13 protein-coding genes are annotated in these 15286 nt (G+C 55.2%); 7 read left to right on the top strand and 6 right to left on the bottom strand.

Annotated features, from left to right (window positions below):
• Positions 1-303 precede the first annotated feature (303 nt).
• From pyrR to pyrE, 7 genes are all read left to right on the top strand, one after another.
• Entirely contained in the window at positions 304-864 is a 561-nt protein-coding gene (pyrR, locus tag ACZYR9_RS02830) for a bifunctional pyr operon transcriptional regulator/uracil phosphoribosyltransferase PyrR (RefSeq protein WP_488976923.1), read from the top strand.
• Entirely contained in the window at positions 861-1769 is a 909-nt protein-coding gene (locus ACZYR9_RS02825; protein WP_488976922.1) for an aspartate carbamoyltransferase catalytic subunit, read from the top strand. The genes pyrR and ACZYR9_RS02825 overlap by 4 nt, the downstream gene beginning before the upstream one ends.
• A gap of 23 nt (positions 1770-1792) precedes the next feature.
• Positions 1793-3076 (top strand): dihydroorotase, encoded by a 1284-nt coding sequence (pyrC, locus tag ACZYR9_RS02820; protein WP_488976921.1) that lies wholly within the window; start codon positions 1793-1795, stop codon positions 3074-3076.
• A 57-nt stretch (positions 3077-3133) separates the two neighbouring features.
• Positions 3134-4312, top strand: coding sequence for a carbamoyl phosphate synthase small subunit (locus tag ACZYR9_RS02815; protein ID WP_488976920.1), 1179 nt, complete (start codon positions 3134-3136; stop codon positions 4310-4312).
• Entirely contained in the window at positions 4299-7511 is a 3213-nt protein-coding gene (gene carB, locus ACZYR9_RS02810) for a carbamoyl-phosphate synthase large subunit (RefSeq protein WP_488976919.1), read from the top strand. Before ACZYR9_RS02815 ends, carB begins: the two co-directional genes overlap by 14 nt.
• A 104-nt stretch (positions 7512-7615) precedes the next feature.
• Positions 7616-8332, top strand: coding sequence for an orotidine-5'-phosphate decarboxylase (pyrF, locus tag ACZYR9_RS02805; protein ID WP_488976918.1), 717 nt, complete (start codon positions 7616-7618; stop codon positions 8330-8332).
• Between the two features lie 40 nt (positions 8333-8372).
• Positions 8373-9029, top strand: a complete 657-nt coding sequence (pyrE, locus tag ACZYR9_RS02800; protein ID WP_488976917.1) for an orotate phosphoribosyltransferase — start codon at positions 8373-8375, stop codon at positions 9027-9029.
• A gap of 69 nt (positions 9030-9098) precedes the next feature.
• On the opposite strand, the gene mtnB is transcribed toward pyrE, so the two are convergent.
• From mtnB to proB, 6 genes are read right to left on the bottom strand one after another with little or no spacing between them, the layout of a single operon-like run.
• Positions 9099-9743, bottom strand: a complete 645-nt coding sequence (gene mtnB / locus ACZYR9_RS02795) for a methylthioribulose 1-phosphate dehydratase (protein ID WP_488976916.1) — start codon at positions 9741-9743, stop codon at positions 9099-9101.
• Positions 9740-10402: a 2-hydroxy-3-keto-5-methylthiopentenyl-1-phosphate phosphatase gene (locus ACZYR9_RS02790; protein ID WP_488976915.1), complete on the bottom strand. Its 663-nt coding sequence runs from the start codon at positions 10400-10402 to the stop codon at positions 9740-9742. The genes mtnB and ACZYR9_RS02790 overlap by 4 nt, the downstream gene beginning before the upstream one ends.
• Complete coding sequence (locus ACZYR9_RS02785; RefSeq protein ID WP_488976914.1) at positions 10399-11670, bottom strand: 2,3-diketo-5-methylthiopentyl-1-phosphate enolase; 1272 nt, start codon at positions 11668-11670, stop codon at positions 10399-10401. Before ACZYR9_RS02785 ends, ACZYR9_RS02790 begins: the two co-directional genes overlap by 4 nt.
• A gap of 21 nt (positions 11671-11691) precedes the next feature.
• Positions 11692-12561 carry a pyrroline-5-carboxylate reductase gene (proC, locus tag ACZYR9_RS02780; protein WP_488976913.1) on the bottom strand — a complete coding sequence of 290 codons (870 nt, stop codon included), beginning with the start codon at positions 12559-12561 and terminating at the stop codon, positions 11692-11694.
• A gap of 48 nt (positions 12562-12609) precedes the next feature.
• Positions 12610-13884, bottom strand: coding sequence for a glutamate-5-semialdehyde dehydrogenase (locus ACZYR9_RS02775; protein WP_488976912.1), 1275 nt, complete (start codon positions 13882-13884; stop codon positions 12610-12612).
• Between the two features lie 46 nt (positions 13885-13930).
• The gene (proB, locus tag ACZYR9_RS02770) at positions 13931-15043 is read right to left on the bottom strand and encodes a glutamate 5-kinase (RefSeq protein WP_488976911.1); all 1113 of its coding nucleotides are present in this window, start codon (positions 15041-15043) and stop codon (positions 13931-13933) included.
• Positions 15044-15286 lie beyond the last annotated feature (243 nt).

Raw genomic sequence — 15286 nt, 5'->3', positions numbered from 1 at the left:
TTCCCGCAATCTTTACGGAATGCTTTTGAAACTAAGATTCGAGGTCTATTGACAAGCGGTGTCGAACGTGGGATAATTCAATTAACTGAACAGCACCTTTAATTTCAGTCCCGTGAGGCTGGCAAGGTGAACGACGAATTTGAACGGTCCATCCAGGAGCGCTGCGGCAGATTACCGTAGGCGAAGCATACCCGCATCCGGAGGATGAGTTCTGTTCTTGTGCACAAACCTTGCCCATCGGTAAGGTTTTTTTTATGTCTCACGACGATTCATATAGCTCAGGTGAAGGAGGTTGCCCTGCGGATGCAGCAAACCGAGCATGTGCTGATGGATGAGACCGCCATACGGCGGGCGTTAACGCGAATAGCCCATGAGATTTTGGAGCGAAACAAAGGCTTTGAGAATTGCATGCTTGTCGGTATTCGGACACGCGGAATATTCTTGGCTAACCGGGTAGCTGAACGAATCCGGGAGATCGAGGGCGTTCCTGCCCCCGTCGGCGAGGTCGACGTTACAAGGTACCGTGACGACCGGAGCAAAGCGGCGGGAAGCGGCGAGGATATGGTGGAGTCGGTTCCGGATAAGCTGGAGATTCGCAACAAAAAGCTGATTTTGTTTGATGACGTTCTGTATACAGGCCGGACCGTCCGAGCGGCGATGGATGCGCTGATGGATCTGGGCCGTCCGCAAATGATTCAGCTTGCGGTTTTGGTGGACCGCGGTCATAGGGAGCTTCCGATTCGGCCGGACTATGTCGGCAAGAATATTCCCACCTCCCGGTTGGAAAACATCGATGTGGAGCTGATGGAAGTGGACGGTATCGATCAAGTCGTGATTACGGGGCAGAGGGGGCCAAACGAATGACACAGCTGCAGGTACACACACATAAGCATCTTCTTGGCACCAAAGGGCTAAGCGCTGCTGAGCTCACGTCCATTCTGGATCGCGCGGCCTATTGGGAGGAACACCCGGTGAAGGTATCGAACCATCTGCAGGGACGCTTTGTGGCCAACATGTTTTTTGAAAACAGCACGAGAACGCGCTTCTCCTTTGAAATGGCGGAGAAACGCCTTGGAACTGAAGTCCTGAACTTCACGGCGGCCGTCTCCAGCGTGCAAAAAGGCGAATCGATTTACGATACGGTACGGACACTGGAGTCGATGGGGATCGACGCAGGGGTGATCCGGATGAAGCCAAACGGCCTTCTGGCCGAGCTGGCACAAAAAATTAAAGTACCTCTGATCAATGCCGGTGACGGTAATAACGAGCATCCGACACAGGCTTTGCTCGACTTATATACGATGCGCAAGCACTTTGGCCATATCAGCGGACTTCATGTCGCGATTATCGGGGACATTCAACACAGCCGGGTGGCGCGCTCGAATCTGTGGGCGCTTCAGACGCTCGGGGCCAAGGTAAGCTTCTGCGCTCCGAAAGGAATGCAGGCCGCTGAATTGGCGGAATATGCGTCATACACTACGATGGAAGAAGCATTGAAGGCCGATGTAATCATGATGCTCAGGGTCCAGCTGGAGCGGCATGAGGGTTCATTGTTCGGATCGTCTGAAGAATACCGGGCCGCCTACGGTCTGACGACGGAACGCGCGGCGGGGCTGGCACCGCATGCGATCATCATGCACCCTGCACCGGTGAATCGCAACGTTGAAATCGACGATGAGCTGGTCGAGAGCGAGAAATCGAAAATATTTACGCAAATGAGCCATGGCGTACCGATTCGGATGGCTGTGATCGAGCGGGCTTTAAGTTAAAAATAAACGATGCGGAGGTACCGATGGGAATCTGGATTCTGAACGCGCAAGTATTGACTGGCGATAATGAACGTGCGGCAAAGCATGTTTTGGTAGAAGGAAATCATATTGAGAGCATAATTGAAGCGGGTACGGCTCCCGATACCTCAGGGCATACTGTAATCGATGCGAAAGGCAAGCTTCTGACGCCAGGACTGATCGATATGCACGTGCATCTGCGTGAGCCGGGTTTTGAGCATAAAGAAACCATTGCGACAGGAACGCGCTCGGCAGCGCGGGGCGGATTCACGACCATTGCCTGCATGCCGAATACCAGACCGGTAACCGACACGGTAGAGACGCTAAAATATGTGCTGGACAAGGCTGAAACCGAAGGTATCGTGCGTGTGCTGCCTTATGCCTGCATCACTAAGAATGAGCTGGGCCGCGAGCTGACGGATTTCGAAGCGCTGAAAGCGGCTGGCGCGATCGGCTTCACCGACGACGGAGTCGGGGTACAAAGCGCTCAAATGATGAAAGACGCCATGGCCAAAGCGGCTTCGATCGGAATGCCGATCATCGCTCACTGCGAGGACAACACTCTGGTCGAGGGTTTGTTTGTGAGCGAGGGGGCGTTCTCCCGAAAGCACGGGCTGAAGGGTATCCCGAACGAATCGGAAGCCATTCATGTCGGCCGCGACATTCTGCTGGCCGAAGCGACAGGGGTTCATTACCACGTGTGCCACGTAAGCACGGAGCAATCGGTTCGCTTGATTCGTCAAGCCAAGCAGATCGGCATCAAAGTAACGGCTGAGGTTTGTCCGCACCATCTGCTGCTCTCCGACGAAGACATTCCGGACAGCATGGATGCCAATTGGAAAATGAACCCGCCGCTGCGTACGCCTCGCGATGTGCAGGCTTGCATCGAGGGTCTTGCGGACGGCACCATCGACATGGTGGTTACCGACCACGCCCCGCACAGCGAAGAAGAGAAGGCGCGCGGCATGCAGCTGGCACCGTTTGGAATCGTCGGCTTTGAGACGGCTTTCCCGCTTCTTTATACGAAGTTTGTAGCGACAGGCGAATGGACGCTGCAGTTCCTGGTGGACAAGATGACCAAGCTTCCGGCCGAAGTGTTCGGCTTGCCTTGGGGCATATTGGAGGTGGGCCGTACGGCTGACCTGACGCTGATCGATCTGGATACAGAGAAGGAAGTTAACCCTGCGGAATTTGAATCCAAGGGCCGCAACACCCCGTTCACCGGTTGGAAGCTTAAAGGCTGGCCGACCTTAACCATGGTAGAAGGCAAAGTGGTTTGGTCGGAGTAAGGTTTCCAAGTTTACATGTAACTTACGAACACAGCACAATGAAGGAGTTGACTATACATGCAGGCTAGATTGTTATTGGAAGACGGTACGTTGTTTACAGGTAAAGCCTTCGGAAGCACGGACGAATCGATAGGCGAGGTCGTTTTTAATACAGGGATTACAGGATATCAAGAGGTTCTTACCGATCCGTCTTATTGCGGACAGATCGTGACAATGACTTATCCGCTGATCGGCAACTACGGCATTACGCGGGACGATTTCGAATCGATTCGCCCGTTTGTCCATGGTTTTGTCGTCCGCGAGCATGAGGAAATCCCGAGCAACTGGAGAGCGGAATATTCGATCGACAGTCTGCTTAAGGAATACGGCATTCCGGGGATCAGCGGTATCGATACGCGGATGCTGACCCGCCGTATCCGCCATCATGGCGCCATGAAGGGACTCTTGACCACATCGAACAAGCGGGTGGAAGAGCTGCTGGAGCAGTTGAAAGCAGCGCCGCTGATGACCGATCAGGTATCCCGAGTTTCTACGAAAAGCGTCTACAGCGCACCGGGGACCAAAGAGCGCGTCGTTCTTGTGGATTTCGGCTCGAAGAGCGGAATTTTGCGCGATCTGACCAAGCGTGGCTGCGATGTGGTTGTTGTGCCTCAGGACACGACGGCCGATGAAATCCGCCGTCTGGTGCCGGACGGCATCATGCTGTCCAACGGCCCCGGAAATCCGAAGGACGTACCGCATGCCGTCAACATGATCTCCGAGCTGATCGGCGAGTTTCCGATTTTCGGCATCTGCCTGGGCCATCAACTGATCGCTTTGGCCGGTGGTGCCGATACCGAAAAGCTCAAGTTCGGACATCGCGGCGGGAACCATCCGGTGAAGGACTTGAAGTCCGGCCGCTGCTATATCACCTCGCAAAACCATGGCTATACGGTAAAGGAAGAGTCCATCAGCGGCACGGATCTGGAAGTGACGCACATCAACAACAATGACCGTACGGTCGAAGGCCTGCGTCATAAAAAGCACCCGGTCTTCTCCGTGCAATACCATCCGGAAGCGGCACCCGGACCGTTTGATTCGAGCTATCTGTTCGACGATTTCTTGGAAATGATCCGCGAACATAAGAAGAACCATCCGCCCGTACCGCGCCAGGCGCAAATCGCAGCGGCTTATCAGGCGGGCAGCGCCAAATCCGCTTCCGCATCGAAAGGAGAACTGCACTATGCCGAGAAATAATGACCTCAAGAAAATCCTCGTGATCGGCTCCGGGCCGATCGTTATCGGACAAGCGGCCGAGTTCGACTATGCCGGTACGCAAGCTTGTCAGGCGCTGAAAGAAGAGGGCTACGAAGTTGTCCTGATCAACAGCAACCCGGCCACCATCATGACGGACACCAACATGGCCGACAAAGTATATATCGAACCGATTACGCTTGATTTTGTCACTCAGATCATTCGCCAGGAGCGTCCGGACGGCCTGCTGCCGACACTGGGCGGCCAAACGGGCCTCAACATGGCCGTGGAGCTTGCACGCGCAGGTGTGCTTGAGCGTGAGAACGTAAAGCTGCTCGGAACACAGCTGACGGCTATCGAGAAAGCGGAGGACCGCGACCTGTTCCGCGATCTGATGCGCGAGCTGGAGCAGCCGGTGCCGGACAGCACGATCGTTACAGCTGTTCAGGAGGCCGTAGATTTTGCGAAAGAGATCGGTTATCCGATCATCGTACGTCCGGCTTACACGCTCGGCGGTACAGGCGGCGGGATTTGCGCGAACGAGGAGGAGCTTATCGAGACGGTATCCTCCGGCATCCGCTACAGCCCGATCAACCAATGTCTGATCGAGAAAAGCATTGCAGGAATGAAAGAAGTGGAATATGAAGTTATGCGTGATGCGAACGACAACTGTATCGTTGTTTGTAACATGGAGAACTTCGACCCGGTTGGCGTACATACGGGCGATAGCATCGTCGTTGCGCCGAGCCAAACGCTGTCCGACCGCGAGTATCAGATGCTCCGTTCGGCATCGCTCAAAATCATCCGCGCCCTGAACATCGAAGGCGGATGTAACGTACAGTTTGCGCTTGACCCGCACAGCTACCAATACTATGTGATCGAAGTAAATCCTCGTGTCAGCCGTTCTTCTGCGCTTGCATCCAAAGCGACCGGCTATCCGATCGCCAAAATGGCGGCGAAAATTGCCGTAGGCTACACGCTGGACGAAATCGTAAACCCGGTAACGGGACAGACTTATGCATGCTTTGAGCCGACGCTGGACTATATCGTATCCAAAATTCCGCGCTGGCCGTTTGACAAGTTCACGGCAGCCAACCGGAAGCTCGGTACGCAGATGAAAGCTACGGGCGAGGTTATGGCGATCGGCCGTACGTTCGAAGAATCGATCCAAAAAGCGATTCGATCTCTGGAAATCGGCGTACACCGGCTGTACTTGAAGGATACCGATAAGCTGGACAAAGAGACATTGGACCAGCGTCTGGCGAAGCCGGACGACGAGCGTATGTTCTTGATCGCAGAAGCGCTGCGCCGCGGCTACACCGTACAGCAGCTGCAGGACCTTACGAAGGTGGATTGGTGGTTCCTGCACAAACTGGAAGGCCTGATCAAATTCGAAGCCGAGCTGCTGCAGCCTGAGCTTTCAGAGGAACTTCTGCGCGAAGCCAAGCGCAAAGGCTTTACAGATCGCGCAATCGCGGAGATTAGAAGCCAAGCGGACCAAGGACTGAATCTGACGAGGGAAGCGGACGTTCGCGCTTACCGTCTGAGCCTGAATCTGAAGCCGGTATACAAAATGGTAGATACGTGCGCGGCCGAATTCGAAGCCACGACACCTTACTACTACTCGACATACGAAACGGAAGATGAAGTAAAGGAAACGACCAAGCAAAAGGTTGTCGTTCTGGGCTCCGGTCCGATCCGGATCGGACAAGGCATCGAGTTCGACTACTCAACCGTGCATGCCGTTTGGGCTATTCAAAAAGCAGGCTACGAAGCGGTTATCATTAACAACAACCCGGAGACCGTATCGACAGACTTTAATACATCTGATCGTCTGTATTTCGAGCCGCTGTTCTTTGAAGATGTCATGAACGTAATCGAGCGTGAGCAGCCGATCGGCGTTATCGTCCAATTCGGCGGTCAAACGGCAATTAACCTGGCAGCTCCGCTGTCCAAAGCCGGCGTTCGCATTCTGGGTACGGATTTGGAGAACATCGATGCGGCAGAAGACCGCAAAAAGTTCGAGGCGCTGCTGCGCTCGCTGGACATCGCTCAGCCTCCGGGCGGTACGGTAACCTCCGTCGATCAGGCGGTGGGCATGGCTTCGAAATTCGGTTATCCGGTGCTCGTGCGCCCGTCCTACGTGCTTGGCGGCCGTGCGATGGAAATCGTGTACTCCGACGAAGAGCTGCTGGGCTACATGGATTACGCGGTTAAAATCAATCCGGAGCATCCGGTTCTGATCGACCGCTACATGCTCGGTAAGGAAGTGGAAGTCGACGCGATTTGCGACAAAGAAACCGTATTGATTCCAGGCATCATGGAGCATATCGAAAGAGCGGGCGTTCACTCGGGTGACTCGATTGCGGTTTACCCAACGCAGACCGTTTCCGAAGAGCTAAAGCAAAAAATTGTCGATATCACCACCAAGATTGCCAGAGGCTTGAATGTGGTCGGACTTGTCAATATCCAGTTTGTTATCTATCAAAACGAAGTTTACGTGATCGAGGTTAACCCTCGCTCTTCGAGAACCGTACCGTTCTTGAGTAAAATAACGAAAATTCCGATGGCCAACGTGGCGACTCGCGTCATCATGGGCGAGAAGCTGTCCGATATGGGCTATCAAACCGGATTGTGGCCGGAGGATGACTATGTGTCCGTAAAGGTGCCGGTGTTCTCCTTTGCCAAGCTGCGCCGCGTAGATACGACGCTCGGACCGGAGATGAAATCGACCGGTGAAGTTATGGGACGCGATAAAACATTCGCCAAAGCCTTGTACAAAGGCTTGATCGGCTCCGGCATGAAGGTGCCGCCGACGGGAGCGATTATTGCGACGATTGCCGATAAGGATAAAGAAGAAGCAACAGCGATCTTCCGTTCCTTCGAGCGACTCGGTTATCGGATTGTGGCTACGGGCGGAACGGCAAAGGCGCTTGAGGCCGCCGGACTGAAGGTCACCCGTGTGAACAAGCTGAGCGAAGGCTCGCCGAACATTCTGGACCTGATTCGCAACGGCGAGGCGCACTTTGTGGTCAACACGCTGACCAAGGGCAAAACGCCGGAGCGCGACGGATTCCGGATTCGCCGCGAGGCAGTGGAGAACGGCGTGGTTTGTATGACGTCGCTTGATACGGTAAGTGCGCTGCTGCACGTGCTGGAGTCCATCTACTTCCAATCTACGGCTATGCCGGCGAATGTATAACACCATCCGTATTAGCACAGTGTCCCGCTTAACGCGAGGATGCTGTGCTAATCCCTTGATTGGGCTTAAAAAGATAGCTTCATTCCTTATAGGAGGCTGGGAATATGGCGTTGGATAAGAATAAGGCAGAACGAATCATGATTGCGCTCGATTACGCTCATGCCGAGCAGGCTGAGGCATTGGCGAGCTCTCTCGCCGGCATTCCTTGCTACATGAAGGTAGGCATGCAGCTGTTCTACAGCGCTGGTCCTTCCTTTGTCCAAAGGCTCAAGGATCAAGGCTACCTTGTGTTTTTGGACCTGAAGATGCACGATATTCCAAATACCGTCAAAGGTGGCGCGGAAAGCATTACAAGGCTCGGCGTGGACATGTTTAACGTTCATGCGGCTGGCGGCAGGGCCATGATGGAAGCGGCGTTGGAAGGGGCTGACAAGGGGCTCCAAGGAGGCAGTAAACCGACGGTGATCGCTGTGACTCAGCTGACGAGCACCAGCCTTGCGGTGATGAATGAGGAGATCGGTATTGCGGGTACGGTGGAGGATGCCGTCCTGCGTTATGCCAAGCTGGCCCGGACGGCGGGCTTGAACGGAGTCGTGGCTTCGCCGTTGGAAGCGGTTCGGATTAAAGAAACATGCGGTGCGGACTTTATTACCGTTACGCCCGGAATTCGCCCGGCAGGCTCGGATATCGGAGACCAGTCCCGCGTAATGACGCCTGCAGAGGCTTTTAAACAAGGAACGGATTACATTGTTATCGGGCGCCCGATCACAGCCGCAGCAGACCCTAGAGGGGCGCTGGAAGCGATCTTGGCATCAGTGTAGTGAAAAGCTTGACCTTATGAGGAATACATGGAGAGGAATGATGAGCGTGCAAACCATTCGTACAAGTCCGGAGCTGGCCGAGCGTATTGCTTCGGATCTGCTCCATATCGGAGCCGTAGCGCTTCGCCCGAATCAGCCTTTTACCTGGACATCGGGTCTAAAGTCGCCTATTTATTGCGATAACCGGCTGACCATTTCGTACCCTGAGATTCGGGAGCGAATCGCTGAAGGCTTTGTTACCCTGATTCGGGAAAATTTCCCGGACGCGGAAGTGATTGCAGGAGCGGCGACCGGAGGAATTCCTCACGCCGCTTGGGTGGCCCAAAAGCTCGGTTTGCCTATGGTCTATGTTCGCGACAAGGCCAAAGGCCATGGCAAGGAAAATCTGATCGAAGGCGCCATCAAGCCGGGTCAAAAAACCGTCGTCATCGAGGATTTGATCTCTACAGGCGGCAGCTCACTAAAAGTGGCGCTGGCCGTGAACGATGCGGGCGCACAGGCGCTTGGCGTGATCGGCATTTTCTCCTACCAGTTCGATAAAGCAAAGGATGCTTTTGAAGGAGCCGGCGTACCTTTCGAAACGCTGACGAATTATACCACGCTGCTGGACGTTGCGCTGAAGGCGGGCAGCATTCAGGAGCAGGATCTGCAGGCGTTAAAAGCATGGAGAAGCAATCCTGCAGAGTATGGGAAATAAGGCTGTTCCATAAATGAAGAAACTCCGGTTAACCCTGAGACGGTTAATCGGAGTTTTTTGCGGTGACCGTTATTTTTTGAGCAGAGCCAGGCGGTAAGCATACTCGAACAGGAATTCGAAGGCTTCCAGATGCCGCTTTGCTTCGAAGGCGTTCGCTCCCCAGGCATAAATCCCGTGCTTGCGCAGCAGGATACCGGGAATACGAGGGACAATGGCCCCTTCTACAAGCTTGGCAATGCTCGGAATATCGGCATAGTTGGGCAGAATGGGAATTTCGATTTGCGCTTCCTCTTCCCAAATGTTAAAGGCCTTAATCAGCTCCACGCCGTCCACAGGCACGCTGCCGCGCTCTCCATACAGCTCGGAAACCAAATTATTGAATACCGTATGGACATGGAATATGGCGCCGCAGCCGGTTGCGCGGTAAATTTCGCAGTGGATCAGCGTCTCTGCGGACGGCTTAAGGCCGGTCGCTTCGATCGGCTTGCCGTTCTGGTCCACCAGCAAATAGTCGGATGGAGTATTCACAGATTTATCTTTGCCGCTGGATGTAATCGCAAAAGCGAACTGATTCGGCGAGAATTCGCCCGTACGAATCGATAAATTACCGCTTGTGCCCGGGAACCATCCCCGCTCGGCAAAGAGTGTCTTGACCTCGCGCAGCTCGGCGAACGCCTGCTGCTTCTCTTCTAAACGAATGGCGTTGAAACTCAACGTATCTTCATCTCCTCGAGCTGCTTAATGACATCGAAAAAATTTTCGAAAGCGTAATAGTGTAAGTCCAGCTCCTCACAGAGCTTCACCAAGTGCGCACGGGCAAAGACGACGTCCGCGAGCTTGGCCCCTTCGAAATCGGTGACGCTGTCACCAATCAAAATGCGCTCATAGGCTTCCGGAGGATATTGACGGATGATGGTCGTCTTGCACATGCCACAGTCGTTTGTACAATGCTCGTCGCAGGCATGCGGCCAAACAATATGGATATGCGCCCCGCTGAAGTCGCTGCCGTTGCAGTAAATGTTCTCTTGCGGGATCGGGAACTGCGATAGAACGGGGTAAACAAAAAAGTCGATCCCGCCGCTGGTCACCAGAAAATGAACGTCCTCGCGTTTGCAGTATTCCAGAAGCTCCTGAAATCCGTCCCGGATTGTTACGTTGCTTATGGCATAATCGACAACTTCCCGGCGCATGGAAGCGGGGAGCAGGGCGAACATGCGCCCTACGCCTTCACGAATCGATATCTTTTTATGAATGACTTGATCCACAAGCGTATCCCAGCCCGGGGGTTGAAAATGCTTCATGATCGCTACGATGTTGTCATTTACCGTAATGGTTCCGTCGAAATCGCAAAAAATAATCCGCTTCTTGCTCATTCTTTGATCCCCCAAGTGTCGATCGCGGCTTGCAGCTCCGCATGCCCGTCAGCCGCATATTCCCGAAGCGGTCTGCCGGCCAAACAGCCGTCGATGGCTTGCCGGAAGGCGCGGCCTCCCGCGGCGGCACCCATCGGATGGCCGTGTACTCCGCCTCCGGCATTGACCACGACCTGATCGCCGAAATCCTTGAGGATCAGAGGCACGAGGCCGGGATGAATGCCCGCAGACGGAACGGGGAAGCTTTGAGCCAACGGGGCTTGTCCGCGTGCCGACAAGGCATATGCGGATGCGTCTGTCGTCAGCAGCGCTTCTTTGATCGCCATGTTCTCTTCCCGCGGCATAACGACCGAGCCGTAAGGGGAGGGGAACAAGACGAGATCCGCTCCTGCAAGCCGCATCAGCTTGCCGAGCAGGACGCTGGCCGCGATCCCGTGATAAGGAGACGGGTAGAACGCGCCGGCCATCGCCGGATGGGCCATAATCGGCACGCGGATATCCGGATGGCGGCTGAGCTCAGCCAAAGCATCGAAGCCGTATGCCAGGACGTTGAAGAGCAGCGCATTGGCGCCGGCATCGATGGCTTTTTTGGCTTGCCCGATCAAGCCGAAGGTCGGACCCGTCAAGTTGACGGCGTAAAGCAGCTTTTGTCCGGTGACCTTTTGCGCTTCCGCCGCGGCCTGCATGCAGGCTTCCACACGCCGTTCGATCGGCGAGAGCGGATTCTCGAACAGGATTTCGTCGTCCTTAATCAAATCGACGCCGCCCAAGGCCTGTTGGAGGAACTGCTCGCGCAGCGCCGGAAGATCATGGCCGATAACCGATTTGAAAATGCTCATTAACAGAGGCCGGTCCTGAATGCCGAGCAGGTCGCGGACGCCCTGAATTCCAAATTTGGGCCCGGGAAAGGCGGACAGGAAGGCATCGGAAAACGAGAGATCGATCAGCTTGATTCGGCCGTCCATCGACAGCTTGCCGAATACCGTAACGAGCAGGGCAGGGATGTCGCGGCTGAAATTGATATCCGGGTAAGCGATTTGGATATCGGCATATCTTTCGGCTACGGGCTGTCCGTCGGCCGGCTCGTGAACTTCCACATGGATGACTCGGCCCAGATGCTTCTCCATCTCGGCCTTGCGGGCTTCGGGAAGGTCCGTCCAGCTTCCGACGGTTAATCCGACGGCGATGCCGGCCGCTTTTTTATGAAAATCGGCTTTCTCGTCGTAGCAGCGATAGGTTGCTACGCAATATGAGCCATGGTTTTCCATATTCAATGCATGACACCTACTTTACTTGGTTTGGGAAGTGACGGATGCGCTGATCGCAGTACCCAGTTCACCGGCGCGTTCAGAGGCGCGGAGCACGGCCTTCGTGACCGCTTCCGGGAAGCCGTGGTGATCAAGCGTCTCCAGGGCAGCCTGAGTCGTGCCGTTAGGCGAAGTGACCTTCCGGCGCAAATCGCCCGGATCTTCCCCGGTGGCTTCGACCATGCTGGCAGCGCCTAGCACCGTTTGCACGGTCAGCCGCCGCGCTTCTTCCGGCTCAAGACCGCCCTGAACGCCGCCTTGGATCATCGCTTCCATCATATAATAGATATAAGCCGGGCCGCTCCCGGAAACACCGGTAACGATGTCAAGCAGCGGTTCATCGACAACGGATACGATGCCTGTCGATTCGAACATTTGGGAGGCAAGCGCGCGGCTTTCCGGCGTTACGTTGGAGGAAAAGCTGATGCCGGTCGCCCCGAGGCCGATCGTGCTCGACGTATTCGGCATGGTTCTGACGATGGAATATTGCGTTCCACCCAGCAGTGCTTGTATGGTGTCGATCGTCATGCCGGCGATGACGGAGACAAGAAGCTGTCCCGGTTGGATCAGATGCTTGATGCCGGTCAGTCCCTCAGCGGCATCTTTGGGCTTAAAGGCCAGAACGACAACGTGGCCCGTTCGGATGGCGTCTTCTTTTTCCGATTCATTGACGGAATAGCGGGTGCCGTAGCGTTCGCGGAGCTCTTCGAGCCGGGCTTGGTTGGAACGGTTCATGACAAAAATATTTTCCCCGTGTACGTCCCCTTTGGTGATCAGTCCGCGAATGATCGCTTCAGCCATCGAGCCGGCACCGACAAACGTGAATTTCATATGAGACAAGGAAGAGGTCATCTGGGTTGCTCCTTTACTGCGTGGAAATAAAAGCTGCCAAAGGCATTCTTATCCACGGATTTGTCCGTTTCCGATGATGCGGAATTTCGTTGAGGTCAGAGCGGGCAAGCCCATCGGACCGCGGGCATGCAGCTTCTGCGTGCTGATGCCGATCTCCGCCCCGAAGCCGAATTCAAAGCCGTCGGTAAATCGGGTGGAGGCATTGTGATAGACGGCAGCCGCATCTACTTCCGTGAGGAAGCGTTCTGCGTTGCCGGCATCCTCGGTAACAATACACTCGGAGTGCATCGTGCCGTGGCGGCGAATATGCTCCAACGCTTCGTCGAGACTGTCGACAATTCGCACATTGAGGATGTAATCGTTGTATTCCGTATCCCAGTCTTCTGCAGAGGCGGCTGTCATTGCCGGCACAAGCTTCCGGGCGGCCTCGTCGCCGCGCAGCTCAACCCGCTGCTGCGTAAATTGCTCCCCGATCATGCCAAGATGACGCTCCGCAAAACGGCGGTGCACCAGCAGCGTCTCCATGGCGTTGCAAACGGAAGGACGCTGGACCTTGGCATTGATTGCAATCTGAAGAGCCATATCCGGCTGGGCGCTTGCATCAATAAAGGTATGGCAGATCCCTGCGCCGGTTTCGATGACCGGTACGGTAGCGTTTTTCACTACATTCTGAATCAGCGAGGCCCCGCCCCGGGGGATCAATACATCCAGAAGACCATTGAGCTTCAGCATTTCGTCGACGGAAGAACGGCTTGGGTCCATAACCAGCTGTACGGCATCTGGAGGGATATCCGATGAAGCCAGAGCGGTGTGAAGGACTTCCACAATACGCTTATTCGTGTAAAGGGCGGATGAACCGCCGCGCAGCACAACCGCATTACCGGTTTTCAGGCACAATCCCGCGGCGTCGACCGTAACGTTCGGACGGGCTTCATAGATCATGCCGATCACGCCGAGCGGAACCCGAACCTTGCGGATGTTCAAGCCGTTCGGACGGTCGAACTCCTCCAGAGTATCTCCGATCGGGTCAGGCAGCGCCACAACCTGCCGTAAGCCTTCGGCCATGGCTTCGATGCGCTGGATGTTTAGCGTCAGCCTGTCGAGAAGGGATGTGGTGATCCCGCTCTCCCGGCCGCGGTGCAAATCTTCCGCATTCGCGGCAATGATGGAATCGGCTTCCTGCACAAGCGCGTCCGCCATGCGCAGCAAGGCGCTGTTTTTCTGCTCCGTCGTCAATAAGCCCAGCTTGGGCGCGGCATGCTTAGCGAGCGTTGCCTTCTGCACTACTTCGCTATGAGTTAAAGCTTGATCCTTATTCGTCACTGTTACCATCTCCTTTAAAAATACGATTGATCCATGAGCGCTATGTTCATTTGGCCGCTGTAGAGAGCGTAATCCATTCGTCGCGGTGAATGACCTCGATCCGGGAAACTTCAATTCTTTTTTGCACTTCTTCCGTGCTGAGACCCCGGACGGCTTGAAGCTGCCAAGCAGCATAGTTCACGACTCCGCGGCCGATCGTCCGGAGCGTTGGTCCGGCCACTTCAATCACGTCGCCGGGATGAAAGTCGCCGATGACTTCCTTGACGCCTGCAGGAAGCAGGCTTTTGCCGCCCTTCACCAGCGCCGTCTCCGCGCCTTCGTCCACGATCACCTTGCCGAGCGGCTGAGAGTGAAAACCGAGCCACTGCTTCTTCATCGGGAGATTGTGCGCGCTTGTATCAAAGTAAGTGCCTTTGCCGTTTCCGTCAACGGCGAGCAGCATATCGCCAGGCTCCGCCGCACGTCCCACAAATACAGGAACGCCTCCGCGCATGGCAATCCGTGCCGCCTCGATCTTGGAGCGCATGCCGCCGGTTCCGACCATGGAGCCGGAATCTCCGGCGATTTTATAGATATCCTCGTCAATTTGAGACACGCGGTCAATCCGTTTGGCGTCGGCGTTCTTGCGCGGGTCTGCGGTGTACAGTCCGTCGGTATCGGTGATGATGACCAGTCTGCGGGCACGCACAAGGTTGGCTACCAGCGCGGACAGGGTATCATTGTCGCCGAATTTGAGTTCGTCCACGGAGACGGTGTCATTCTCGTTGATAATCGGCAGGATGCCGCGCCGCAGCAATTCCTCTATCGTCATCTGAGCGTTATGGATTCGTTTACGGCTTACAAAATCGGAGCGGGTCAGCAGGATTTGTCCGACCACGATATGATGCTGGCTGAAAGCCGCTTGATAGGCCTGCATAAGCAAGGCTTGGCCGACGGATGCGGACGCCTGCTTCTCGTGCAGCAGCTTGGGACGGGCGGCATAGTCCATTTCACGAAAGCCCGCCGCCACAGCTCCTGAAGTAACAAGCAGCACGGCATGCCCTTGCCGGCGCAGCTCTGCAAGCTCCTCGGCAAAAAACTGGATTTTGGCTCGGTTCAATCCGCCTTCGTCGGAGGTCAGCGAGCTGCTGCCGATTTTGACTACAATCGTTTGCTGCATCCGGATCACTCTTTTCCTAACATTGTCATATCAATACAAAAAGGCCCCGTCCTGCTAAGGACGAAAGCCTCTACTTCCGCGGTACCACCTTACTTGATGAATAAATCATCCGTCTTCATCCCCAGTAACGGCAGGGTATGCCGTCCAACTCCTCGTTGGCCGTTCAGGGGCGGGTTCGGCAAGGCTCCACGGTAAATTCTCGCAGCCGGTGGAATTTACTCTCTGGACGTGCAGGGGCTTCCT

The sequence above is a fragment of the Paenibacillus sp. F024 genome (genome assembly GCF_057814255.1).
Note: the sequence above shows the minus strand (reverse complement) of the source record. Positions and strands in the feature narration are given on the sequence as shown.